The organism is Paenibacillus contaminans (assembly GCF_003285015.1).
GTDB classification, from domain to species: Bacteria; Bacillota; Bacilli; order Paenibacillales; family NBRC-103111; genus Paenibacillus_V; species Paenibacillus_V contaminans.
In genome coordinates, this window is record NZ_QMFB01000043.1 from 1 (window position 1) to 24845 (window position 24845).

21 protein-coding genes and 1 pseudogene are annotated in these 24845 nt (G+C 51.2%); 20 read left to right on the top strand and 2 right to left on the bottom strand.

Annotation, left to right across the window (positions count from 1 at the left end; genetic code table 11):
* From DQG23_RS42425 to DQG23_RS37640, 3 genes and pseudogenes are all read left to right on the top strand, one after another.
* Window positions 1-479: pseudogene (locus DQG23_RS42425) on the top strand (hypothetical protein); the annotation flags it as partial.
* A 288-nt stretch (window positions 480-767) separates the two neighbouring features.
* Window positions 768-1286 carry an NfeD family membrane protein gene (locus DQG23_RS37635; RefSeq protein ID WP_113036200.1) on the top strand — a complete coding sequence of 173 codons (519 nt, stop codon included), beginning with the start codon at window positions 768-770 and terminating at the stop codon, window positions 1284-1286.
* Window positions 1287-1306: 20 nt separating this feature from the next.
* Window positions 1307-2845, top strand: a complete 1539-nt coding sequence (locus tag DQG23_RS37640; protein ID WP_113036201.1) for a flotillin family protein — start codon at window positions 1307-1309, stop codon at window positions 2843-2845.
* Window positions 2846-2932: 87 nt separating this feature from the next.
* Here DQG23_RS37640 and DQG23_RS37645 read toward each other — a convergent pair whose 3' ends face one another.
* Entirely contained in the window at window positions 2933-3520 is a 588-nt protein-coding gene (locus DQG23_RS37645; protein WP_113036202.1) for a guanylate kinase, read from the bottom strand.
* A gap of 115 nt (window positions 3521-3635) precedes the next feature.
* Entirely contained in the window at window positions 3636-4337 is a 702-nt protein-coding gene (locus tag DQG23_RS37650; RefSeq protein ID WP_113036203.1) for a YhcN/YlaJ family sporulation lipoprotein, read from the bottom strand.
* 412 nt (window positions 4338-4749) lie between these two features.
* Here DQG23_RS37650 and coxB point away from each other — a divergent pair, with 412 nt between their 5' ends.
* The 17 genes from coxB (at window position 4750) to DQG23_RS37735 (ending at window position 24750) form a co-directional block, all read left to right on the top strand.
* Complete coding sequence (gene coxB / locus DQG23_RS37655) at window positions 4750-5754, top strand: cytochrome c oxidase subunit II (protein WP_113036204.1); 1005 nt, start codon at window positions 4750-4752, stop codon at window positions 5752-5754.
* Between the two features lie 295 nt (window positions 5755-6049).
* Window positions 6050-7894, top strand: coding sequence for a cytochrome c oxidase subunit I (gene ctaD / locus DQG23_RS37660; protein WP_113036205.1), 1845 nt, complete (start codon window positions 6050-6052; stop codon window positions 7892-7894).
* On the top strand, window positions 7894-8511 hold the full coding sequence (locus DQG23_RS37665) for a cytochrome (ubi)quinol oxidase subunit III (protein WP_113036206.1): 618 nt from the start codon (window positions 7894-7896) through the stop codon (window positions 8509-8511). Before ctaD ends, DQG23_RS37665 begins: the two co-directional genes overlap by 1 nt.
* 4 nt (window positions 8512-8515) lie before the next feature.
* On the top strand, window positions 8516-8830 hold the full coding sequence (locus DQG23_RS37670; RefSeq protein WP_113036207.1) for a cytochrome C oxidase subunit IV family protein: 315 nt from the start codon (window positions 8516-8518) through the stop codon (window positions 8828-8830).
* Between the two features lie 136 nt (window positions 8831-8966).
* Window positions 8967-9845 (top strand): cytochrome c oxidase assembly protein, encoded by an 879-nt coding sequence (locus DQG23_RS37675; protein ID WP_113036208.1) that lies wholly within the window; start codon window positions 8967-8969, stop codon window positions 9843-9845.
* Window positions 9846-10041: 196 nt separating this feature from the next.
* The gene (locus DQG23_RS37680; RefSeq protein ID WP_113036209.1) at window positions 10042-10497 is read left to right on the top strand and encodes a DUF420 domain-containing protein; all 456 of its coding nucleotides are present in this window, start codon (window positions 10042-10044) and stop codon (window positions 10495-10497) included.
* Window positions 10498-10750: 253 nt separating this feature from the next.
* Complete coding sequence (locus DQG23_RS37685; protein WP_113036210.1) at window positions 10751-11482, top strand: hypothetical protein; 732 nt, start codon at window positions 10751-10753, stop codon at window positions 11480-11482.
* A 19-nt stretch (window positions 11483-11501) separates the two neighbouring features.
* Window positions 11502-11918 (top strand): GntR family transcriptional regulator, encoded by a 417-nt coding sequence (locus DQG23_RS37690; RefSeq protein WP_113036211.1) that lies wholly within the window; start codon window positions 11502-11504, stop codon window positions 11916-11918.
* On the top strand, window positions 11902-12792 hold the full coding sequence (locus DQG23_RS37695) for an ABC transporter ATP-binding protein (RefSeq protein WP_113036212.1): 891 nt from the start codon (window positions 11902-11904) through the stop codon (window positions 12790-12792). Before DQG23_RS37690 ends, DQG23_RS37695 begins: the two co-directional genes overlap by 17 nt.
* Before the next feature lie 20 nt (window positions 12793-12812).
* Entirely contained in the window at window positions 12813-13712 is a 900-nt protein-coding gene (locus tag DQG23_RS37700) for an ABC transporter ATP-binding protein (protein ID WP_113036213.1), read from the top strand.
* Window positions 13709-14995 (top strand): ABC transporter permease, encoded by a 1287-nt coding sequence (locus DQG23_RS37705; protein WP_113036214.1) that lies wholly within the window; start codon window positions 13709-13711, stop codon window positions 14993-14995. The genes DQG23_RS37700 and DQG23_RS37705 overlap by 4 nt, the downstream gene beginning before the upstream one ends.
* A 188-nt stretch (window positions 14996-15183) precedes the next feature.
* Window positions 15184-15996: an imm11 family protein gene (locus tag DQG23_RS37710; RefSeq protein ID WP_113036215.1), complete on the top strand. Its 813-nt coding sequence runs from the start codon at window positions 15184-15186 to the stop codon at window positions 15994-15996.
* 363 nt (window positions 15997-16359) lie between these two features.
* Complete coding sequence (locus DQG23_RS37715; protein WP_113036216.1) at window positions 16360-16953, top strand: Uma2 family endonuclease; 594 nt, start codon at window positions 16360-16362, stop codon at window positions 16951-16953.
* 302 nt (window positions 16954-17255) lie between these two features.
* Window positions 17256-18365, top strand: a complete 1110-nt coding sequence (locus DQG23_RS37720; RefSeq protein WP_113036217.1) for a glycoside hydrolase family 15 protein — start codon at window positions 17256-17258, stop codon at window positions 18363-18365.
* A 276-nt stretch (window positions 18366-18641) separates the two neighbouring features.
* Window positions 18642-19289 carry a DUF4912 domain-containing protein gene (locus DQG23_RS37725; RefSeq protein WP_113036218.1) on the top strand — a complete coding sequence of 216 codons (648 nt, stop codon included), beginning with the start codon at window positions 18642-18644 and terminating at the stop codon, window positions 19287-19289.
* A gap of 89 nt (window positions 19290-19378) precedes the next feature.
* A complete protein-coding gene (locus DQG23_RS37730; protein WP_113036219.1) occupies window positions 19379-22270 on the top strand; it encodes a 1,4-alpha-glucan branching protein domain-containing protein in 2892 nt (963 codons plus the stop codon).
* Window positions 22271-22332: 62 nt separating this feature from the next.
* The gene (locus DQG23_RS37735; protein ID WP_113036220.1) at window positions 22333-24750 is read left to right on the top strand and encodes a sugar phosphate nucleotidyltransferase; all 2418 of its coding nucleotides are present in this window, start codon (window positions 22333-22335) and stop codon (window positions 24748-24750) included.
* The last annotated feature ends 95 nt before the right edge of the window (window positions 24751-24845 follow it).

The following is a 24845-nucleotide window of genomic DNA, read 5'->3' on the forward strand; positions in this document are numbered from 1 at the left end:
CGCGGTTTGGGCGCGGCGAAAGCGCCCGCGGACGCGGAGCGTCGGGAGCGGACCGGGGCGCAGCCGGCAGCGGAAGACGCAGCGAAGCGGGCGGCGAAGAGCCGCGGTTTGGGCGCGGCGAGAGCGGCCGCGGTCGCGGAGCGTCGGGAGCGGACCGGGGCGCAGCCCGCAGCGGACGCAGCAGCGAAGCGGGCGGAGAAGAGCCGCGGTTTGGGCGCGGCGAGAGCGCTCGCGGACGCGGAGCGTCCGGAGCTGGCCGGGGTGCAGCCGGCAGCGGAAGACGCAGCGAAGCGAGCGGTGAGGAGCCGCGGTTTGGGCGCGGCGAAAGCGCCCGCGGCCGCGGAGCGTCTGGAGCGGACCGGGGCGCAGCCGGCGGCGGAAGACGCAGCGAAGCGGGCGGACCGCGCAGCGGCAATCCACGCAGCGCTGGTCCGGGAGGAGGGCGCGGAGGCGCACCTCGCGGTCGCGGCAAGCGGTAGTTACGAAAATGCGGTTTTCCTTTCTCTGTTAAGGGAAGGGGGAGCCGCTTTTTCCCTGTATACGGCCTGTCCGTAAAAAGTGTCGAAATTTTGAAACATTTTTCGCTTAAATCCGTATAAACAGGTATCATATGTAAATAGTCTAACAAGTGACGAGTAAATACGATCGTCCGCTAAGAGGAATAGTTAGATCGATTCACGCGTTTTACGCTGCTTCTATAGAAAAATTTCTCTGTTCCCTTATCCCGGTATCTATTCGCATAATCATGAAATAGGGAGAGTGATGCCATGCTGACGGTATTCTGGGGTTGCTTGATTTTCGGCGTGTTGTTCGCCTTCGTGTCAGTCGTGCTGGGCGACTTGCTCAGCAGCGCGGTCGACGGGATGCTCGATTTCCTCTCGATCGATATTTTACAACCGATGGTTGTGGCAGGTGCGGTTACCGCATTCGGCGGTACCGGCATCATGCTGACGAAGTATACAGGCTTCGGTTCCATGCTTATCCTGACGCTGGCTGTCCTGATAGCCTTAGGTATCGCATTGATCGTATATTTCGCTTACGTGAGGCCGATGCGAAATGCCGAGAATTCAACCGCATTTTCCATGAGGCGCCTTACAGGCAGGATTGGGGAAGTGATCGTGCCGATTCCCGCGCAAGGATATGGCGAGGTGTTGATGTCTACAGGAGCCGGTCACACGAATCAGATAGCCGCAAGCTTTGAGAAAATCGCTATTCAGGCGGGGACGAAGGTAGTCATAGTGGAAGTGAAGGACGACACGCTGTTCGTTTCCCGTTTTGAACAATAAACTGAGAAGGAGTTGGAGGAATGCCGGAACAATATGTGATTCCCGCAATCGTGGTTGGTGTCATCGTTATACTGGGGCTTGCGTTCTGGGCGCGGTATAAGACGGTTGGACCGGAAGAAGCGATGATCGTAACGGGAACTTTTCTCGGGGGCAAGAATGTGACCCATGACGAAGAAGATACGGGTCGCAAAATGAAAATCGTACGCGGAGGCGGCTCGTTCATCTGGCCGATCTTCCAGCAAGCCGAATTTTTGTCGCTATTATCGCATAAGCTGGATGTCTCCACACCGGAAGTGTACACCGAGCAAGGCGTACCCGTCATTGCCGACGGAGTGGCCATCATCAAAATAGGCGGTTCCGTCGAAGATGTCGCTACAGCAGCCGAGCAGTTTCTCGGCAAACCGATCGAAGCGCTCAAAAGCGAAGCCCAAGAGGTGCTCGAAGGCCATCTGCGTGCGATTCTCGGTTCGATGACCGTCGAGGAAGTATACCGTAACCGCGATAAGTTCGCTCAAGAGGTGCAGGGCGTAGCGGCGAAGGACTTGAAAAAGATGGGTCTGCAAATCGTTTCCTTCACCATAAAGGACGTACGCGATAAGCAAGGATATTTGGATGCATTAGGTAAGCCGCGGATTGCTATCGTAAAGCGGGATGCGGAAATCGCTCAAGCTGAAGCCGTCCGTGACGCCCGGATCCAGAAGGCGCGCGCCGAAGAGGAAGGGAAGAAAGCGGAGCTGCTGCGCGACACGAATATCGCGGAAGCCGAGAAGGAACGCGAAATTAAGGTTGCGGCATTTAAGAAGGATCAAGATACAGCGAAGGCGGAAGCGGATCAGGCGTACTTTATTCAAGAAGCGCGTGCAAAGCAAACGGCCGTCGAAGAGCAGATGAAGGTCGAGCTTGTCCGTAAGGAACGCGAGATCGACCTGCAGCAGAAAGAAATACAAATTCGCGAGAAGCAATACGATGCGGATGTGAAGAAGAAAGCGGAAGCCGACCGTTACTCGGTCGAGCAAGCGGCGGAAGCGGACAAAGCGAAGCGTATGCGTGAAGCCGATGCAATGCAGTACCGGATCGAAGCGGAAGCGAAAGCGAATGCGGAGCAGAAGCGTCTTGAAGGTCTTGCCATCGCCGATGCCGAAAGAGCGAAAGGTACGGCGGAAGCGGATGTCATCCGTCTGCGCGGTTTGGCCGAAGCGGAAGCGAAAGAGAAGCTGGCCGAGGCGTTCCAGAAGTTCGGCGAGGCAGCCGTTCTCGACATCATCGTCAAAATGCTGCCGGAGCTGGCAGGAAAAATCGCGGCTCCGATCGGTTCGATCGACAAGCTGACGGTCGTCGATACGGGCAACGGCGAAGGAGCGGCGCGCGTCAGCAACTACGTTACCCAGCTGATGGCGACGGCGCCGGAAATGCTGAAGAGCGTTTCGGGCATCGACCTTGAAGAGCTCGTCAAAGGATTGGTCAACCGGTCCGGAGCTATTGCGCCGAAGCAGGTTAACGACAATAAGCCTTCAGCCGCACAAATCTTGCCGGACATCGTGCTGCCGAACCAAGAGTAGACGATCGCTATATTAATGAAAGAACCGGATACGCCTCGCGTATCCGGTTCTTTATGTCAGTCCCTAGTTCAGGGGGACTATGTCCTATTAATCAAGATCCACGAGTCCCCGTTGAAGGTAGCTCTCCAGCGCTTTGGTTACGTCGTAAATCGTATGTGACGAATCGAGATTTTCGTAAGTATGCTCGCATTCGTTCTTGTATGCCATTTCTTCTTCATAATGCGACATGTAGCGCTCGATCATTTCTTCCGTATCGCCGCGCTGCCGCTGCCTGCTGATCAGGGTTTCAGGACTTGCATAAATGAAGAAGCGTTTTACTTTGTCGCCGTAAACCTTTTTCACGATATCCGTTCCGCCGCTGTTCAGTACGAGATAAATGCAGCCTTTTTTTTGGAACTGGTGCTCGATATCGTTGCTTTTGATCCCATATAGGTGCCCGTCGATTTCGATAACCTCGACGAATTGATCCGCTTTCTGATCCTCAAGAAACTGTTCGCGGGTGATGAAGAAGTAGTCCCGACCTTCCGATTCATTCGGCCGGCGTTCCCTTGTCGTATAGGAAATAACTTGCTTCATGTTGAGCGTCGTACCGGCCATCTCCGCGATCGTTCTTCGACCGGCCCCGTTCGGACCGGTAAACACGATAATGATTTCCTTGTCCTTAAGTTCGTACATAGCCCATCCTCCAATCGTGTTTCTTCTACTTATATAGTATAGTTGGATCGGGCGTCTGATTCCAGTCGTTTACAGAAGATTCACGCAATTTAGTGTCCAAGCCATGAACGAATACTTATTCAAGCGGCTTTTCGGGCGTTCCGAAAATCCGGTTGGCGATCGTATTAAATTCGCCGACATGGTTTGTCAAGGAATGCCCCGACCAGCTTTCTTGCGCAAGAGCATTCATTTTATTGACGAAGTCGCGATTGGCGGAAATGTAAACGTCATGAACCGCAGGCTGACCCAATCGAACCGTAGCCGCAATTTTTTGCTTGAATTCATGGGTCAGATCGTTATGATCTTCGACCGTATAGAAATTATTGACGCCGTTCGTTAGATCCTTCGGATCCATGTAAGAACCGCCGGAATGCGGATTGTAACGCCCGAGCGAAGTTCCGGAATTGTTGAGCTCCTTGCGCGCATTTCGCCCGTAAGTGTTGTTGCCCGTATTATCGATTAGGATGGCGACATACGCGTTATTGTCCGTAATCATGACAATCGAGCTGCCTACACCGTTCAGTGCGCCTACCTGATCGGACAGCTTCTGGCTATAGGCCAGTTGGGTGTTGCTATGGATCACGGCGCCGTCTTGGTTAGGCGATCCGTAAGCTTTGGGTCCGCTTGTGTCAGGATACACATCTTTATGTGCGCCGTAGCGAAGGCCTGTCCGGTTTTCCCGGTATTTGTCCTTCGGCCCGTATTCTCCGCAGCCGCCGCAAAACAGGAGAATGGCGGACAGCATGCCAAGCGATAAAAGACGTCCCGTTCGTCTCATATTCAATGACCTCCTTGATGACAGTTTGGCTGAAGAATGTCTCCTTACATAGGATTGAATTTTCGCTGTAAATTATGCTGGACGATTGTTAGGAAAAGGTGAATAAAACCCCTGTTTTTAGGAAACCTACAAAAGGAAGAACATGAGCAACGACGGGCTTTTAGAACAATTTGTGAACTTTCCCAGGAAGATTGACAAAAGTGTGTACCGAATTTATAGTTAATAAAGTGATTAGGTTCATTGACATGTACGATCGTCGATGTAATCTATAAAATCGCCTGTTTTGGCGCGGTTTTATAGTCGCCGGAGGTACGCCGATACGATCGTTTTGTGTAAGCAAACAGGCTTGATAGACCAAAGCAGCATTATGGGCGTCTGACGGTATATTACACACAAGTGGGGTTGATAATTGATGAGTCGATGGAAATTTGTATGGCGTCTGATGCCCCTTTTCGCGGTGCTGGCGTTACTACTGACTGGCTGTGGCGATCCAACGCTGTCAGCGCTTGACCCGAAAGGACCGGTAGCGAACGAGCAGCGAAACATGATGATACTCAGCTTCGCCATAATGCTTGTCGTTCTTGCCGCGGTATTCCTGATTTATATCTACGTTATTATTCGCTTCCGCCAGCGGAAAGGACAAACAGGTATTCCGAAACAGGTAGAAGGAAGCCATGTTCTCGAAATTATCTGGACAGTCGTTCCGATTATTTTGTTGGTCATTTTGGCGGTTCCGACAGTGTATTACACGTTTAAGCACTCCCAGGATTACACGCAAGATAAAGATTCTCTACATGTTAAAGTTACGGGCCATCAGTTCTGGTGGCAGTTCGAATATCCGGATCAAGGCATCAACACGGCTCAAGATTTGTATATTCCGGTCGGCAAACGCGTAGCTTTCGAGCTTACGACGGCTGATGTCAACCACTCGTTCTGGGTTCCGTCCCTCGGCGGCAAAATCGATACGAACCCCGGCGAGAAGAACGTAAACGTTCTATACTTGCAAGCGGACGAGCCGGGCGAATATAAAGGCAAATGCGCCGAGCTTTGCGGAGCGTCTCACGCATTGATGGACTTTAAGGTTGTCGCGGTATCGGAAGCCGAGTTCAATCAGTGGGTAAGCAAGATGACAGCTCCGAAAACGGTTTCGGCAGATGCAGCTAAAGGTGAGCAAGTGTTCAAAGATAACTGCTTGTCCTGTCACGCCGTTAATGCCGCAGGAGCAGGATTGGGGCCAAACCTGAACGGTTTTGCGAACCGGACGCGCATAGCGGGATTCTTGGCGCATGACGACGAGAAGCTTAAAGAATGGATCGATGATCCGCAAAGCGTGAAACCGGGTTCGAAAATGCCGGCTGTCGGCTTGGACGAGGCGCAACTGAATGATGTCGTCAAGTACTTAAACTCGCTCAAGTAAAACTATCCGATTGATACTTACGAAGCGGTTGCGAAATTCGTTCAGCTCTTGATTACTCTATACGTTTTGCCTCGGCGGAACTTAGCTTTTTCGAAAATCAGAAAGCAATATCTCTGCTGATTGTTCGATTTTTCGGTAAATGCGCTCGCCTTAAAGGCTCGTGAAGCCGTTTATCCGTGTATCGGTTTTCTTCCAGAAACCGAGCTCATGCTTACGATGTCAGTTTTCTTACGAAAACTGTTAGGAGGTTACCAAGTTGGCCCACGCACATACAGTGAAAAGGTACAGTGGCTTGATGGATTGGCTTACGACCGTCGACCACAAAAAAATCGGTATCCTTTATTTCCTTGCCGGCGGATTTTTCTTTCTTGCCGGCGGGATTGAAGCGATTCTGATTCGGATTCAACTGATGTATCCCGATTTGCACATTTTTGTCGGCGGCACGTTTAATCAGCTGTTGACGATGCACGGAACGACCATGATTTTCTTGGCAGCGATGCCGCTAATTTTCGGGTTTATGAACGCGATAATACCGCTTCAAATCGGCGCACGCGACGTCGCCTTCCCTTTTGTTAACTCGCTGGGCTTCTGGCTGTTCTTCTTCGGCGGATTGCTGCTCAACCTGAGCTGGTTCATGGGCGGCGCGCCTGATGCGGGCTGGACGGCTTACGCTCCGCTTTCCTCAGATACTTACAGCGGCCGCGGCGTAGACTTCTATGTAGTCGGCTTGCAGATCGCAGGTATCGGTACTTTGATCGGGGGAATTAACTTCCTCGTTACGATCATCAACATGCGGGCTCCGGGCATGACGTTTATGCGCATGCCGCTGTTTACCTGGACCGCTTTCATTACTTCGGCCCTGATCTTGTTCGCTTTCCCGGCGATTACGGTCGGTTTGGTCGAGCTGATGTTCGACCGCCTGTTTAACGGTAACTTCTTTGAAGTCGGACAGGGCGGTAACGTAGTACTCTGGCAGCACTTGTTCTGGATCTTCGGTCACCCCGAAGTATATATCTTGATTTTGCCGGCATTTGGCATCATTTCCGAAGTAGTCAGCACATTCTCCAAAAAAGTGTTGTTCGGTTACAGCTCCATGGTATTTGCAACGATGGTAATCGGATTTTTGGGCTTCATGGTTTGGGCGCATCACATGTTTGCGACAGGACTTGGTCCGGTAGCGAACTCCATCTTCGGGGTTGCGACGATGGCGATCGCCGTTCCGACGGGCGTTAAAATCTTCAACTGGCTCTTTACGATGTGGGGCGGACATATCCGCTTTACCGTAGCGAACCTATGGGCGCTCGGCTTTATTCCGACGTTCGTAATGGGCGGCGTTACAGGCGTTATGCTTGCGGTTCCTACGGCGGACTTCCAGTATACCGACTCTTACTTCGTCGTAGCGCATTTCCACTACGTTATCGTCGGCGGCTTGATTTTCGGTATCTTCTCCGGTCTTTACTACTGGTGGCCGAAAATTACGGGACGCTTGCTCAGCGAAGGTGTCGGCAAAGTACATTTCTGGTTCTTCTTTATCGGATTCCATCTTACGTTCTTCCCGCAGCATTTCCTTGGTTTGATCGGGATGCCGCGCCGCGTATTTACTTACTTGCCGGATCAAGGTCTCGACACGATGAACTTTATCAGTTCGATCGGCGCGTTCTTGATGGGTGTCGGTACGATCGCTTTCATGTACAACATGATTATTACGGGCATGAAGAAAAAAGATGCCGCGAACGATCCATGGGACGCTCGTACATTAGAGTGGGCGATTCCGTCGCCGGCTCCGGAATACAACTTTAAACAAACGCCGCTCGTTCGCGGTTTGGACGCTCTCTGGAAAGAGAAAATGGCAGGCAACAAAGAAATGACGCCTGCAGAACCGCTTGGTCCGATTCACATGCCTTCGGGTTCCATTCTGCCGTTCTTCATGTCGCTCGGCTTGTTCATCGCAGGCTTCGGCTTCATGTATGGAAAGCACACGTTCGAAACGGAGTTCTTCAATACACTGTTCAACAATTACATTATAGCGGGCTCCGGTCTCGCCATTACTCTGGTATGTATGCTGCTTCGTTCGGTTTACGACGATCACGGCTGGCATATCGAAGTGGAAGAGCTTGAAGAGAAAGGGGTTAAAGCATAATGGCTAACGCGCATCATGCAGCCGGCGCATTGCCGGCCGAGCCTGAAAAGGCGACCCTTGAAGGGAAAAATAAACTGCTTGGCTTCTGGCTCTTCCTTGGCGGAGAAATGGTTCTATTCGGTACATTGTTCGCGACCTACCTGACTCTTCGTCACGGTACGGCCGGCGGCGTGTCCGCAGAGCACCTGTTCAAGCTAGAAACGGTTGGCTGGTCGACATTTATCTTGTTAACCAGCTCCTTGACCAGCGTTTTCGCAATGATCGCCATGCATCGCCACCAGCTTAAAGCACTGCTTGGCTGGTTAGCGGTTACCGTATTGTTAGGTCTTTCCTTCTTAGGTTTGGAAATTTACGAGTTTGTCGAATATGTTCATGAGGGACATACGTTCTCGGCAAATGCGTTCGCAACTTCGTTCTACACGCTTGTCGGTTTCCACGGAGCTCACGTAGCGTTCGGGGTATTGTGGATCACCCTGCTTATCCTGCAGGGTCTCAAAAAAGGATTGACGGTCGTAACAGCGCCGAAGTTTTATGTTGCCAGCCTTTATTGGCACTTTATCGACGTCGTGTGGGTATTCATCTTCACCGTCGTCTACTTGATGGGAAAGGTGGGTTAAGCGGATGAGCTCAGAACATCATGCTTCATCGCCAGGGAAACCTCACCGTGTAGAAGGTCCTAAAAACCACTACTTGGCGTATGTCGTGTCCATCTTGCTGACCATGCTTGCATTTGCCGCTGTCATTTACGGCGGATTGGACAAATCGTTCCTGATTGCGTTTCTTGTTGTGCTCGGTATCGTTCAAGCGGTATTCCAATTGGCCGTATGGATGCATATGAAGGAGCGCGGACATACGTTCCCGATCATCGGTTTAGCTTTCGGTTTCATTATTGCGTTAACGGCGGTAATTGCCGCTTTATATTGGATGTGGTGGTAAGGTTGTCAGTCGGAGGCGGTTTGCATGCAATGCCGCCTCTTTTGTTTTGTTCGCATAAGTTGTTCGGGTGACCTCGTGAAACGCCAGGAAGGCGCTTAGTGGGGCCCTAGTATGGCAAGGACAGGAGGTTTTACCGATGCCTAACCATTTGCATGGGTCAAATCCGGGCTTCGCCGATTTATGGAGTCCGGGCGTCTTGCTCATCACGCTGCTTGTCGGATATGTTTATTTTTATTTGGTGGGTCCGGGCAGACATCGTTTTGCCAATTCCGAGCCTGTATCGGCAGGCAAAAAAACGCTGTTCATAACAGCTCTGCTGTTGTTTTACGGGGCACAAGGAACACCTGTCGCTTTTTACGGACATGCTCAGTTGTTCAGCGCGCATATGCTTCAGCAGTCGATCCTGTATTTGATCATGCCGCCGCTCGTGTTCTTGTCCATCCCGGGATGGATGCTGCAGCCATTATTCGATCTCAAATGGATGCGTAAATTTGTGTATCCGCTGACGCATCCGATCTTGTCCGTGCTCGTGTTCAATCTGTTATTCTCGGTTTATCATATACCGATGATTTTCGATACGGTTGCCCAGCACCCCGTTTATCATATCGGGTACCATACCGTTCTGATCATCGCGGCTTTCCATATGTGGTTTCCGTTATTCAACAACTTTGAGGGCTGGAAACGAATGTCCAGTCTGCAGATGATTGCTTATCTCTTCGCGGACGGCGTTTTGTTGACGCCGGCTTGTGCGCTCATTATTTTCGCTAAGGATTTGCTCTATGAAACATACATGGGGGCGCCTATTCTCATACAAGGGCTGCCGCCGCTTCATGACCAGCAGCTGGGCGGAACGATCATGAAAATTATGCAGGAAATCGCATACGGTTTTGCGCTCTCCGTCGTCTTCATTCGCTGGTTCCGCGCGGAACGGAGCAAAGACGAGCCGATAGAGCCGAACCCGAATCAAGATACGATGCTTCATACGCCTAACGGCGGGAATTTGAATGGGGCTTAAGTTGATACGACGATTAGCTTGCCATCAAACCGCGACATAACTCCTTCGGGACAAGTACGCGGACGAACAAGCTTTAACTTTCGGAAATAAACGCATGGGGAGCTTCCGTTTATGGCGCCTAGCGCCGGACTGAATGAGCTTCATGAGTATTCATAACGGTTCGAACAATATGCGAAACGAACGGGTGATTTGAACGATGCTGCCGTTAATATGTACGAGTCTGATTGTGATAAGCGCGACATTTGTCGGTTTCGGTTGGGCCCAGATAATAAAAGGGAACCGGGAAAAGCACCAGAAGCTGATGCTCATCGGTGCGGCTTGCGCGCTCTTGTTCTTTATTCTATACGTATGCCGGACCATCTTTGTCGGAAATACTTCGTTCGCGGAGGATGCGCCGATTTGGATAAGAGATGCTTATTTCATTTTCTTGATCTTCCATATCCTTCTGGCGACGGTATCCGGTATTTTCGGGATCGTGACCATCCTGCATGCGTTTAATAAGCGCTTTGCCAAGCATAAGAAAATCGGCCGTTGGACGGCGATTATGTGGCTGACGACAGCCCCGACCGGCGTACTTGTTTATTTGCTGCTGTACGTGTTTTATCCCGGCGGAGAGACGAAGCCGGTTATCGACGTCATTTTAGGCGGATAATAGTGAATATCGTAAAATATGAAATCGGAGCGCTAAAGCTCCGGTTTCTTTTTTTTTGCAGACTGATCAAGCAATTCCTCCCAGTTGTTCGACTTTCCGGCAAAAGCCAAAAACGAGCGAGCCGTTTATCTTTGAAAAAAAGGGTTGCATACCGATCGAGTGCTGAGTATACTGTGAATATAGATATACACAGTAAGCACACTAAGCACACTAAGCACACTGCACAGCACTGTCAAGATAGAGGAGGATTACGGTGACGTTGACCTTTTGGGGGAATGTAAGACGGCTGCTTCGTGAGGAATTGCGAAGAATTGGGTTCGGCTATCTTTGGCAGATCGTCATGATGGTGTACTTTGCTTTTTTCATCAGTTTGATGGCTCGAACGATGAATAGCACCGAGCATTCGGATTACGTGCTCAGCAATATTATGCTCGATTTTATGCTCATGGTCAGCATAGGAATGATGGGCTTCGCCTTCTCCCGGGATTATATGAAGTATTGGAAAAACAACAGGCTGAGCAGCAAATTGAAATTTTACAGAAGCTTGCCAATCAGCACGGAGGAGATCGTTGTCAGCCGGCTGCTGACTTTGATCGTTACGACGATATATAGCGGTATCATTTATTTTGCAAGTTTTTACTTGATCAGCACGGAAATTCGTTCGGCAATGCAGGGGTGGGGATATATCGGCTTTGCGCTTGCCTGGATCGGCTACTCGTTTACGGTAGGAAGCTTTTTTATTTACGTTGAGCTAGGATTCAAGGAGAAGACGTACTTTTGGATCAGCTGCGGAGCCGTCCCGGTATTCATGGCAGTCCCCGTGATCTTGTGGCTGCTGGACGTTCATGCTGTGCAAAGCTCGATTCGCATCGTGAAGGAGTACGGGGTTCTTCTTCCGGCAATCGCATTGACCGTTGGGGTGGCCAGCCTCCTAATAGGCAAACGAATTGCAGTGGATAAGCTGAATCGCCGAAATATGACTTAAATCGCAAGGGGGGGTGGCCGTGAAGATACCGATTGACGTTTCGGCAGACCGTGCGGAGCCGATGTATCATCAAATCGAAGAGCAGCTAAGGGCGCTTATTCTAAGCGGCCAGCTGGCAGAGGGCGTGCTGCTTCCTTCGATTCGCGAGTTTGCCGCAGACCTGTCGTGCAGCGTCATTACGATTCGCAGGGTATACCAAGATTTGGAGCAAGAAGGCTTTCTGCGGACAAGACAAGGAACGGGGACGTTCGTCGCGAAGGTGGCGGTGTCCGATCGGGAACGTTACAGGCGGGATGCGGTATACGAGGCGCTGAAAGCGGCTGTCGAGGTAGGCCGGCGAATTAACTGCACGACGGATGAAATACGAAGCATGCTGGAGGAGCTTCTGACGGATTACGGCGAAGAAGGAGGCAGTGGGAATGGAAACCGTGATTAAGTTTCAGGATATCGAAAAGCTTGTGGCCGGTAAGTTTCCGCTGGGCCCGATCAACTTGGAAATTGAACGAGGGTATGTGGTTGCCGTAGTCGGGCCGAACGGCTCGGGCAAAAGCACGATGTTCCGGATGCTGATGAACATGCTGCAGCCCGACCGCGGTACGTTAAGCATACTTAAGCAGCACTATCCGCAGGACGGGGTGAGCATGAAGCGGCAAATCGGCTACGTGCCGGAGTTCAGCGATTTTGGCGGCGTGGCCAAAACGATCGGCCAATTGATCGACTTCGTTTCCTATTGGTATCCGAGCTGGGACCAAAAGCGCTGCAGAGAGCTTTTGGATAAATTCGAGCTAGCCCCTGCAATGAAGCTGTCCGGGCTGTCCAAGGGGATGCAGCGAAAGCTATCGCTTACGCTGGCGATTGCCCCCAATCCCGAATTGCTGCTCCTGGACGAACCGTCCTCCGGACTTGATCCGTTCGCATGGCGGCTGATGATTGACGAGCTCACGCAGTTTATGCGCAACGGCGACAGAACGATCGTCATCGCTACGCATATTATGGACGAAGTTCGCAGGCTCGCCGATTATATTGCTTTTATGTACAAGGGCAAGCTAATTGGCTTTCATGAGAAGGATGCACTGCTGGATACTTGGAAAATGATATGGCTCGACAAAATGCCCGATAATCCGGGCAGACTTCCCGGCGTAACGGAATCCCAGGATCAGCCGGCCAGGCTTATCACCTGCGAGACCGATCAAACCGAGGCCGCGCTGAAGAAGCTGGGCGTATCCGTAATAAGAACGCAATCGCTTGAGCTTGACGAAATATTCGTTCAGCTGCAGCGTATGCAAACGATAGGAACCAAAAGTTCATAACTCGAGAGGAGCGAACGACGATGGACGCATTGCAATTGCACCAGGTCACGAAAAATTACGGGGATAAAACGGCGGTTAACGCCATTAGCTTAAAGGTAAAGAAAGGGGAAATTTACGGTTTGCTCGGCGCGAACGGCGCAGGCAAAACGACGACGATGCGGATGGTGCTCGGCCTTATTTATCCGGATGGCGGAAACATAGAGTGGCTGGGAAAGCCTTATACCGATCAGCTTCGCAGCTTGATGGGGTACCTGCCGGAGGAGCGCGGGCTTTACCCGAAGGTGAAGGTTTGCGACCAAATTTTATACTTAGCGGAGCTGCGCGGCATGAGCCGCAAACAAGCCGATCAACGGCTGAAGGAATGGCTGGAGCGTTTTGAGGTACCGGAATATTACAACAAGAAGGTTGAAGAGCTGTCGAAGGGCAATCAGCAAAAAATCCAGTTTATCGCCGCTGCAATCCATGATCCGGAAATTTTGATTCTTGACGAATCGTTCAGCGGACTCGATCCGGTTAACGTCGAGCTGTTGAAGGGCACTGTCAAAGCGCTGCGCGACGAAGGCAAAACGATTTTGTTTTCCAGCCACCGAATGGAACATGTCGAGGAGTTGTGCGAGAATATCACGATCCTGCATCGCTCTAACACCGTGCTGCAGGGCAAACTTAAAGATTTGAAGCGGCAATTTCCGCGCGAGCGCGTACTGCTGGAAGCGGAGCAGGAGATTAACGGATTGGAGCAAATTCCGGGCGTACGATCGGTTTCGCGGCATGCCAACGGTTATGAGCTTCGCATCGAGCATGAAGCAGCGGCGCAAGACGCGCTGAAGGCGGCGATGTACCAAGGGACGGTAACCCGCTTTCAAATTATGGAACCGACGCTTAACGAAATATTCATTAGAACGGTAGGTGGCCAAGTATGAACAGCATGTGGACGGTCGTAAAATTCACGTTTTGGACGCGGTTTAAGGCGAAGTCGACGATTATTTCGAATCTTATTTTTGCCGTCATCCTTACGGTCTTGATCAATTTGCCTTACTTGATTTCGCAATTTTCCTCCGACGAGCCTTCCAAAATCGGCGTTTTTGATGACAAGCAGGGCGTTTCGGTCAAGCTGGAGGAGCATTTCAAAAAGCAAGAAAAGCCTGATGTGACGGTCATCCGTCTCCAGGATCAAGGCAGCAAAGAAGCGAACGAGAAATTCGCGAAGGATCAGATCAAGGATAAGCAGATTGAAGGTTATGTCGAATTTACGGAAGAGACGGGGAAAGCATTCCCGAAAATCGTCTACAAGTCCGAGGATTCCAGCGCTTCCAGCATGAAGAGCGACCTGCAAATGGCGCTTGGCAGTGTGAAAACGGAAATGGCTGTGCGGGATGCGAACTTAAGCACGGACGTACTGAATAATTTGTTCAGCCCGGTCGCGATCGAAACGGTGCAAATTTCGACAACCGGCGATGCTGTCGGTGAAGGCAAATCGGAATCGCAGATGGCGCTTGCTTTTGGACTTGTGTATGCCCTGTTATTCATGCTTTATATCGGCGTCATCGGCTACGGAAACTTGGTTGCGACCGAAATAACCGCAGAGAAAAGCTCCCGCGTCATGGAAGTGCTTATTTCCAGCGTATCGCCGCTTAAGCAAATGTTCGGCAAAATTATCGGCGTCTGTATGCTCGGATTGACATCGATCATTCTTTATATCGCGGTCGGCGGAGCAAACCTCGTGCTGCCTCATAACCGGGAGCTGCTCGATAAATTGGAAATCAATTTGAATGATTTGCCGATCGGTCTGCTGTTCTACTTTATCTTGTTTTATTTGACCGGTTACTTCATCTATGCCACGATTTTCGCGGCCGTCGGTTCGCTCGTCAGCCGTACGGAGGAAGTCGGTCAGGCGATCATGCCGGTTACGTTCGTCATCATTGCCGCATTCATGATTTCGATGTACGGATTGCAGGATCCGAACGCGACTTTCGTCGTCGTCATGTCGTTCATCCCGTTTTTCTCGCCGCTGCTTATGTTCCTGCGTATCGGGATGAGCGATCCGGCGCTGTGGGAAATTTGGCTCAGCATTGGCATCCTGTTCGCCTCCATTCTCGGTATGGGCTGGTTGGCTGCGAAAATTTACCGCACCGGCGTGCTGATGTACGGCAAGCGTCCTTCGTTTAAAGAACTGCGGAAGGCGATGAAGGCGTTTAAGGTGTAGGGATGAGGTTTGGGGTTAAATGAGATATTCTCTTAAGGACAGTTAGATCAAATCCTTGATCTAGCTGTTTTTTTTCATTATGGGTAAAATGTTAGATATATGTGGTAAATTGATTCCTTGGAAAAGTGTAGACGTAATACCACTCTTGTGTGTTTTGAATGCGAGTATATTAAGTGGGAGGGATAAAAGTGAAATTATGGAAGTTGGATTCTGAAACAGAACTATATGATTCATTTTTATTAATCCACGAAGAAGATTCAAAAAAATATATTAGAAATAATTTTAGAGGCGAGACAGTGATTAATTGGGGCGAGGTTGCAATAAGAACCTCCCGAAAAAAAGGAAAAACGGACTGTTCAAGTTTTGGTAGCGGCGTTCCGATCTTCAGTGGAGAGGCAGTTAATTTATTGATAGATTTGATGGGGGAAAATGTGCAAGTTCTTCCACTGAAGCATGAAAATGAAGAGTTATATGCAATCAATGTAAATAAGATGATCGATTGTATTGATTTTGATCATGCAGTAGTTAATCGAGATAAGGATTACCCAACAGTCATAAAAGAAATATATCAGTATGCATTTAAGGTAGAACTTATTAGTAAGGAACACATTTTTAAAACGCCTCAATTTAAGGGGTCACAAGTGTATGTCTCAGATACGTTTAGGAATAAAGTGATTGAAAGTAATTTGAAAGGTTTTAAATTTCATTTACTCTGGGATGCTAAAGAGGGTGCTGAGCATAACCTTAAGCAAAAAAATGTAAGTGATGAACCGGCATTTTACAAAAATGAAAATGGACTTTCTTTTGCTGATGCATTAAGGCTTATCGAAGCAGAGCAAGCAGTTGTAAGTAGGGAATGGAAAATACAGAAGGATAAACAAGGGAATACCTTGCTCGGAGAAAAAAAGGTAGATGGAAATTATTCGTGGATTAAAGTAATATATTATCCGCCAGTATTTAGTGATTACAAATGGTATGTAGTTGAAAGGTCAGAAATTTAATTTGCTTGATAAGTTTCGCATTCACCCCGTCGATTCTAGTGATAATTAAGTCAAGCTCAAGCGCCAATATCCCTTCCACATCATCCAATGCAACGAATTCGGCAACCTCTAAAGCTTTGTCCCATTGCTTCTCCCAGACGCCAAGCTTTCTGAATTTATCCCGTTTAATATGTTAGAGAGAGGGTGAACTGAGGGAAGAGGGTCAGCCGGTCGGAAACCGTTTTACCGAATTGACAGGCATTCGGGGGCTTGTCATAATAAGAATAAATGTCGGGGAAGCACCTCACGCCTCACCAAAGTATGACACCGTATGTGTTTGCTTTGATGGGGTATTTTTATTATCAATAGAGGATGTGAGGTATCATGCGGGGAAAAGAAAACGAAGAGAAGGCTAAACAGCCGCAAATCAGGGAGCAGCCGGTGACTTACGATCAATACGCGGCTATGCCTGACGACGGGAAGCGGTATGAGATATTTGAGGGCGATATGGTGATGATGTCCCCGGGACCATCGACGTCGCACCAGTCTGTAAGCGGAGAACTGGAATATATTCTGAAGCAAAGCTGTAGAACGGACTATGTAATTTATCATGCGCCGCTGGATGTTATTCTAAGCCAAACTACAGTTTTACAGCCGGATATATTAATGATTCACCGCAGCAGATTGCATATCGTTACCAAACGCGGAATAGAAGGCCCGCCGGATCTTGTTGCGGAAATCGTATCGCCGGGCTCGCGCAAAAGGGACAAGGTAGACAAGATGAGCTTGTATGCCAAGTACGGCGTTCAGGAGTATTGGATTATCGATACCGATTCGAAGCATTTGGAGCAGTACCGCCTGCAGGGGGAACGTTACGAGCTGCACAATTTATTCGAAGGCGACGAGCTTGTAACCTCCGATAAGCTGCCGTGCGTTTCTTTCACCATTAGCGAAATATTCAAGGAAATGATTTCATAGACGGTTGAAGCTGTCAGAACCGCAATGCGACTAACCCTCGCGTTGCGGTTTTCTTTTTGCAATCGGAGAGCAGATCGCTGGAGCTGCAGGTAAATGCCGACGTTTAAGAAAAAGGTGAACTCCGTCTATCGTTCCTCCTTTGCTCATTGCGAGCTTCATAGGGCTAAAATTCATAGATTCGGGCAAATATAGGAATAGTGTTTGTTCAAAAAGCCGACTTATCAGCACCTCAACGTGATCATAAGCCGGCTTTTTGAACAACCTCTAATAGCTGAAAATCGGCAAAGCGGAGGAGGAGTATTATGTTGGCTGAAAGCTATGAGGTGCTGGATGGGCTTAGCCTGCCCCACGGCTTGTTTGTGGCTAGTCCGTCGGAGGAGTACCGGTATGTTTGGATTCGGGATTGCGTGTACATGTCTTTGCCTTACGCCGACAAAAAGGGCGGCCGTTACGAGAAAACGTATGACCGGTTATTCTCGCTTTTTGAAGAATACGAGTGGAAGCTGGATATCGCTTGCCGGCAAAAGCCGGTACAGGACTGGGAATACGTTCACGCCCGCTATTCGCGGGATGACGTGAAGGAAATCCACGATCAGAGCTGGGGGCATGTCCAGCACGATATGATCGGCGCTTTCCTGTTCGGAGTGGGATTGGGAGCCGCGAACGGCAGAGCTGTTTTGCGCGAACAGAAGCGTCTGGACATCGTGCGGAAGCTTATCGATTACCTTGACAAGATCGAGTATTGGCATGATGCGGATAACGGCATGTGGGAAGAAGAACGGGAAGTCCACGCATCGTCAATCGGGGCATGCGTGGCCGGGCTAAAAGCGGTGTCCCCTTACGTTTCGGTCCCGGAACGCATGTTGGACGACGGCTTGCGGGCGCTGCTGCAGCTTTTTCCGCGCGAGAGTGCAAATAAAATCGTAGATTTGGCGCAGCTCAGCCTTATTTATCCGTATCGTTTGTTTACGGGGATGCTGGGCGAGGTCATCGTTTCGCAGGTGGAGCGGCGGCTGCTTCGCGATAGGGGCGTCGTCCGTTACGAAGGCGACAGCTATTACAGCACGCTTCAGGATGAATACGGCCGCGGACGTCCCCGCGAGTTTTATACCGGATCGGAGGCGGAGTGGACATTCGGTCTGCCATGGCTGGCGCTCTGCCACATGGAGCTTGGCAATTTTGCGAAAGCTTATGAATACGTGAGAAGGACGGAGGCAATCATGACAGAGCCGGGCGTTCTTCCGGAGTTATTTTACGCCGGCTCCGATATGCCGAACCCGAATACGCCGCTCGGCTGGAGCAGCGCGATGTATATTTTGGCGAAGGAAGCGTTTCTCGACCGTTACCGTGAGCAGAGAGATGCGGCGTTTGCCCGCGTGGCGCGCGGAACGGCGGCGGGAAGCGTATCTTAAGAAGAGTCGCTGTAACGGTGAGCTGCTATTGGCATGCTCAGCTTCGCGTACTCGGAGTAACGATGCCTAACGGGGGATCATATGTTTGCAGATGGAAGACGAGACTGGCGGTAAAGCCGGTCGAGTCTTCTTTTTTGTCGAAGCCTTTACGAAATATGAAGACAATTCTACAAAATAAGTGGGTTTCCGGCATCACCGTTCGCCAAAATTATCACGGCACATGGATTAGACTATAGCATATGCAAAACTAAAAGAGTGTGGTAGGAGGATGCATCATTGGATGTAAACATCATTCTTCAGTTGATTGACGAAGGGTTGACGCACAAGCAGATCACCGAGAGGCTCGGCATTACGATCGGCAAGCTGAACTACCAGTTGACCAAGCATAGGAGAGCGAACCATCCCCAGTCCGAGGAGGAGGGGGAGGATTTTGAGTTTCTGGACGATTTTGCCGTTATGGATCGCCATTGCGCGAGTATCGACCGGCTGACCGTGCTGCCGAGGGATCCGGAATGCTTGTATGCTTGCTGGAACATAACCGATGAAAGAAAAAGAATGACGGAGGAGTTTTTTCACTGCGGCTGGCAGGAGCTTCCCAAATATTTGCGCGTTTATGATGTGAGCTGCATTACTTTCAACGGGGATAACGCCAACCGGCAATGGATGATCGCCGTCAATCGGGAAGCGAACAATTGGTTTATCAATGTGCTTGCGCCGGACTGCACGTATATCGCCGACTATGGCACTACGTCGCTGGACGGCACGTTTATAACGCTTTTGCGTTCCCAGGCCGTTCGAATTCCTCCTCGAGAGGAAGGCACTTGGCAAACGCCACGCAGCGCGGTTGTCGATTTAAACGCCGCTGCGCCCGAACCGCCTTGGCAGAGCGCTTTTACCGGATATTCGCTGACGCACTCTCCTTAAGGGCGCAGGCTTGCAGCCGATCGATAAAGGGCGGCGAAGCCGTTTATCCCTGAAAGATACATATTACAACGATAGGAAGGAATAATGACGTGACCAAAGGATATCTCTCTCTTGTACTGCATGCCCACCTGCCGTTCGTGCATCATCCCGAAAGCGAGAGCTATATGGAGGAACGATGGTTGTTCGAGGCCATGACGGAAACGTACATCCCTCTGCTGGATGTATTCGAAGGGTTAAGCCGCGACGCCGTCGACTTTCGCATCACGCTGTCATTGACGCCTTCCTTGCTGTCTATGCTGGCCAATCCTTTGCTGCAGACAAGGTACATCGGCCATATGGACAACCTCATTTTGCTGGCGGAGAAAGAATGCGAGCGGACCGCAGGAGACGAGGCGTTCGCGCCTCTTGCCGCGATGTACGCTAAACATTTTCAACATATAAAAGAGCGGTTTACGGATACATATAACGGCAATCTGGTAGACGCCTTCCGGCGGTTTCAAGATTCCGGACATCTTGAAATCATTACTTCATCGGCTACGCACGCCTTCCTGCCGTATTTGCGAACGGAGCAGGCGCTGCGCGCGCAAATCGAAAATGCGGTTCGTTTGCACACGGCTTATTTGGGCCGCAGGCCGCGCGGGATTTGGCTGCCGGAATGCGGGTTCCTGGAAGGAATTGACAAAATTTTGCGGGAATACGGCTTGCAGTTTTTTTTCACGGATACGCACGGTCTTCTCCATGCAAATCCGAAGCCGCAATACGGCGTATACGGACCGGTCGTCACGCCGAACGGCGTTGCCGCCTTCGCGAGAGATCAAGAGACGTCGAAGCAGGTTTGGAGCTCGCAGGAAGGATATCCGGGCGACTACGATTACCGGGAATATTACCGGGATATCGGCTTCGATCTCGACTACGATACGATCAAGCCTTATCTGCACAAATCGGGCATCCGTCTCCATACGGGCATGAAATATTACCGGATCACCGGCAAGGACAGCGATAAAGAGCCCTATAATCCGGCATGGGCGAAGGAAAAAGCGGCGGCGCACGCAGGACATTTTATGTTTTGCCGCGAGAAGCAGGCCGAGCATTTATTCGCTCAAACGGGCCGCAAGCCGATTATCGTCGCCTCTTACGACGCGGAATTGTTCGGTCATTGGTGGTATGAAGGGCCGATGTGGATCGACTACTTGTGCCGCAAAATCCATTTCGATCAGCAAACGATCAAGCTGGCGACGCCGGCCGATTATTTGCTCGAATACCCGGAAAACCGGCAATGCGAGCTTTCCTTCTCAAGCTGGGGAAGAGCGGGCTACGGCGAAGTATGGCTGGGGCAGAACAACGAGTGGATATACCGTCACTTGCATCGGATGGAGGAGCAGATGATCGGGCTGGCCGACCGTTTTGCCGGCGATTCGAACGTCACGGACGTACAGCAGCGGGCTTTGAATCAAGCGGCACGCGAGCTCCTGCTCGCCCAAAGCAGCGACTGGCCGTTCATCATGGATAGCCGAACGACGGTGGAATATGCGATCAAACGGACGAAAAGCCATATGTCCAGATTTCTCAAAATCTATCATGATCTCCGGAACGGCTCGCTCGACGAGAAATGGCTGGAGGAAGCGGAGCGCCGCGACGCGATATTCCCGGATATCGATTATCGCATTTATTTGTCCGACCCGGGTACGAGAAATAAAGGAAGCGCCGTTCAAGGATCGGAGAGGCCGGATACCGGCGGCGGCAAAGGAAGCAGCGGCTTTAAAGTGCTGATGTTATCGTGGGAATTTCCGCCGATGACCGTCGGGGGATTATCCCGTCACGTATACGATTTATCCCGCAAGCTGGCGGAGCAAGGAGCGGAGGTGCATGTCGTCACTTCGCATGTGGAAGGCTATCCGGCTTACGAGGTCAACCAAGGCGTGTTTGTCCACCGCGTGAGGACGTATCAGGCGAGAGAGCTGCAGTTTATGGAATGGGTTTTCCAGCTCAACCTGGCGATGGCGGATTACGGCAAAAATTTGCTGGCCCATTACGGCCCCTTCGATCTCGTTCATGCGCATGATTGGCTTGTCGGCCAGGCTGCCAAGGCGCTTAAGCAACATTCGAAGCTGCCGCTAGTCGCGACGATCCATGCAACGGAGCATGGGCGCAATCGCGGGCTCCATACGGAGCTGCAGCGGAATATCCACCACCTCGAATGGCAGCTTACCTATGAAGCGTGGCGGGTGATCGTATGCAGCCGTTATATGAAGGACGAGGTGAAAGGACTCTTCCAGCTCCCCGGCGATAAGATCGATATGATCCCGAACGGGGTGGATTTGCAGCTTGTCCGGGCGGACGCGGACGAGACCGGACTTCGCGGGCGCTTTGCTTTGCCGCATGAGAAAATCGTTTTTTATGTAGGCCGGCTTGTTCACGAGAAGGGCGTTCATACGCTTTTGGCCAGTATTCCCGAGGTTATATCCCAGTATCCTGATGTGAAATTCGTAATTGGCGGAAAGGGACCGCTTATGGACGAGCTGAAGCGGATTGCGGGAGAGATGAATATCGAATCCAAGCTCGTATTCGCCGGCTTTATCGACGACGATACGAGAAACCAGCTGCTGCGTCTGGCTTCCGCCGCGGTATTTCCCAGCTTATACGAGCCCTTCGGCATCGTGGCCTTGGAGGCGATGGCTATGGGAGCGCCGGTTATCGTATCGGATACGGGCGGCTTAAGCGAAATCGTCGATCATGGCGTTGAGGGATATAAAGTTTTGCCGGGCGATGTCCGCTCCTTATCGATGCATATCGTCAACATGCTGCAGGATGCGGATGCGGCGAAACATATGGCCGGAAAAGCTTTGGATAAGGTGCAGACCAGATACAATTGGGAATCGATCGCAAGCCAAACGCTCCATACCTACAGTTTGGCGACAAATAAAGAGATGCGCGCATCCGGTTACCGCGAAGTCGCGGCTTCCGGCGGTATGATCCATTAACATATATCCGTCTTCCGCTAGTCGAATCGAGGGAAGATCGAATAAATAGGGGGAATAGATATATGAAAGCAGTCATTATGGCTGGAGGCAAAGGAACCCGTTTACGCCCGCTGACCAGCAATACGCCGAAACCGATGGTGCCGCTTTTGGACCGGCCCGTGATGGAATATACGATCGAGCTGCTCAAGAAACACGGCATTACCGAAATTGCGGTTACCGTACAGTATTTGCCCGAGGTGATTCGGCAATATTTTGGCGACGGATCCGATTTCGGGGTGAAGCTGCATTACTTCGAGGAGAACAGCCCTCTGGGAACCGCCGGAAGCGTCAAAAACGCAGAAGCTTTTCTGGACGAAACCTTTATCGTCATCAGCGGCGACGCTTTGACCGACTTTGACCTTTCGGAGGCGATCGCTTATCACCGGCGCAACCGCGCGGTTGGCACGCTCGTGCTGACGACGGTGGAAAACCCGCTGGAATTCGGCGTCGTGATGACGAACGACGGGGGCGAGATTATCCGGTTCCTGGAGAAGCCGAGCTGGGGAGAAGTGTTCAGCGACACCGTCAATACGGGCATTTATATATTGGAAACGGAAATTTTCAGTTATTTCGAAAGCGGGAAGGAGTTTGATTTCAGCAAGGATCTTTTTCCGATTCTGATGCATCGTCAAAGGCCGTTGTACGGTTATGTGGCTAAGGGGTACTGGTCGGATATCGGGAACCTCGCGCAATACCGCCAAACCCAGTTCGACATGCTGGACGGCAAAGTGGAGGTAACGATCACGGGAACTCCGATGGAAGGCGGCATATGGATCGGCGAAGATGCCAAGATCGGCCCTGACGCCAAGTTGAGCGGCCCCTGCTTTATCGGAAACGGCTGCGTGCTGGAGCAAGGCGTCAATATCAAGCCCTACACCGTAGTCGGGGCCGGCTCCGTATTGGCCGGAAGCCGCGTATCGCTCGAAAGAACGGTTTTATGGAACAACAACTACATTGAGCAAGGCGTCGAAATGAAGGGCGGCACCTTATGCCATCATGTCGTTGCGAAGCTCGGCGCTATTGTGAGGGAAGGCGCAGTCGTCGGCGATTTTTGCACCATCGGGATCAAGAGCGTCGTTCAGCCGGGGATTAAGGTGTTCCCGAACAAGTCGGTGGAGGACTATACGACGCTGAATCATTCCCTGATTTGGGGCGAAAAAAACGTACTCAGCCTGTTCGGCCAATTCGGCGTCAAGGGGATTTGCGGCATCGACATGACCACAAGCTTCGCCAACCGGCTCGCCATGGCGTACGGCACGATGATTCCGGCAGGGGCGGCCGTAGGAATCGGCCACGATTCCTCGCGGTTTGCCGCGATTATAGCGGGTACTTTTGCGTCGAGCCTGCATGCGTCCGGCATACATACTTACGAATTCGGCACCGGTACGTCGTCCGTATCGAGACATGCCGTTCATCGCCTCGATTGCGCAGGCGGCATTCACGTGCGGATGCTGGAGGACGGAAGCGACAACCAGCTTGTGATCGAATTTATGGATGAGAATGGGCTGCCGATCAGCAAGGGCGCAGAGCGGAAAATCGAAAATGCTTACGCCCAGGAGGATTTCCGACTGATCAAATCGGACCGCGCGGGCAGCAAGAAAATTTGCCCCAATGCCTGCACGCTGTACAGCGAGCGGCTGATCGGCATGGTGGAAGGAGATTTCGCGCGGTATACGATCGTTGTGGAGGTCGATAACCGGAATTTGAGCGGGGTTCTTCCCGGCGTGCTGAAAAGCTTGAATTGCAAGGTCATTCAGCTGAATCGGATGACTTCCTCTCCGGCCGAATTGGGCCAGTGGGTGCGGTCGGCGAAGGCCGATCTCGGGGTTCGCTTGGATGCCAACGGACAGAACATGATTCTCGTTACGGATCAGGGCGAGGCGGTCGACGACGAGCTGCTGTCCATCCTGCAGATCATGATTCAGATCCGGAACAAACAGGACGAAACGCTTTACGTACCGGTTCATGTGCCCAATATCGTCGAGGAGCTTGCAGGTAGGGTCAACCGTCAGGTCATTCATACGAAGGCCGATATGCGTTCGATTATGGAGGGCTGCCAGCATGAGGGCTTCCATGTGTATGCCGACGCCATTTATACGATGATAGCGATTATGCAGATGACCGCCGAAAGAAATCTGACGGTTTCCGAGCTGATCGGCACGATCCCGAGCTTCGCCCTCCTTAAGGAGAAGGTGGCCTGCCCGTGGAAGGAAAAAGGGATGATCATGAGGCTGCTGATGGAGGAGACGAAGGAGAAGCAGGTCGAGCTCATCGACGGGATCAAAATTTTTCACGACGGCGGATGGACCTTGATTTTGCCGGATAACGAAGAGCCTGTCTTCCGGGTGTTCGCCAATGCGGCGAATCAGCAGGCAGCCAGGGAGCTGGCCGTAACGTATACCCAGAAGATCCAGGATTACCGGCAGCAGTATTGCCAGTAAAAAAGCGCATAGACTAGCGAAAACATTGTCCAGTACCGGGTTTACCGGTGCCGGGCAATGTTTTTTGTTTGTAAAGGAGCTCCCTTTCGAAGCGT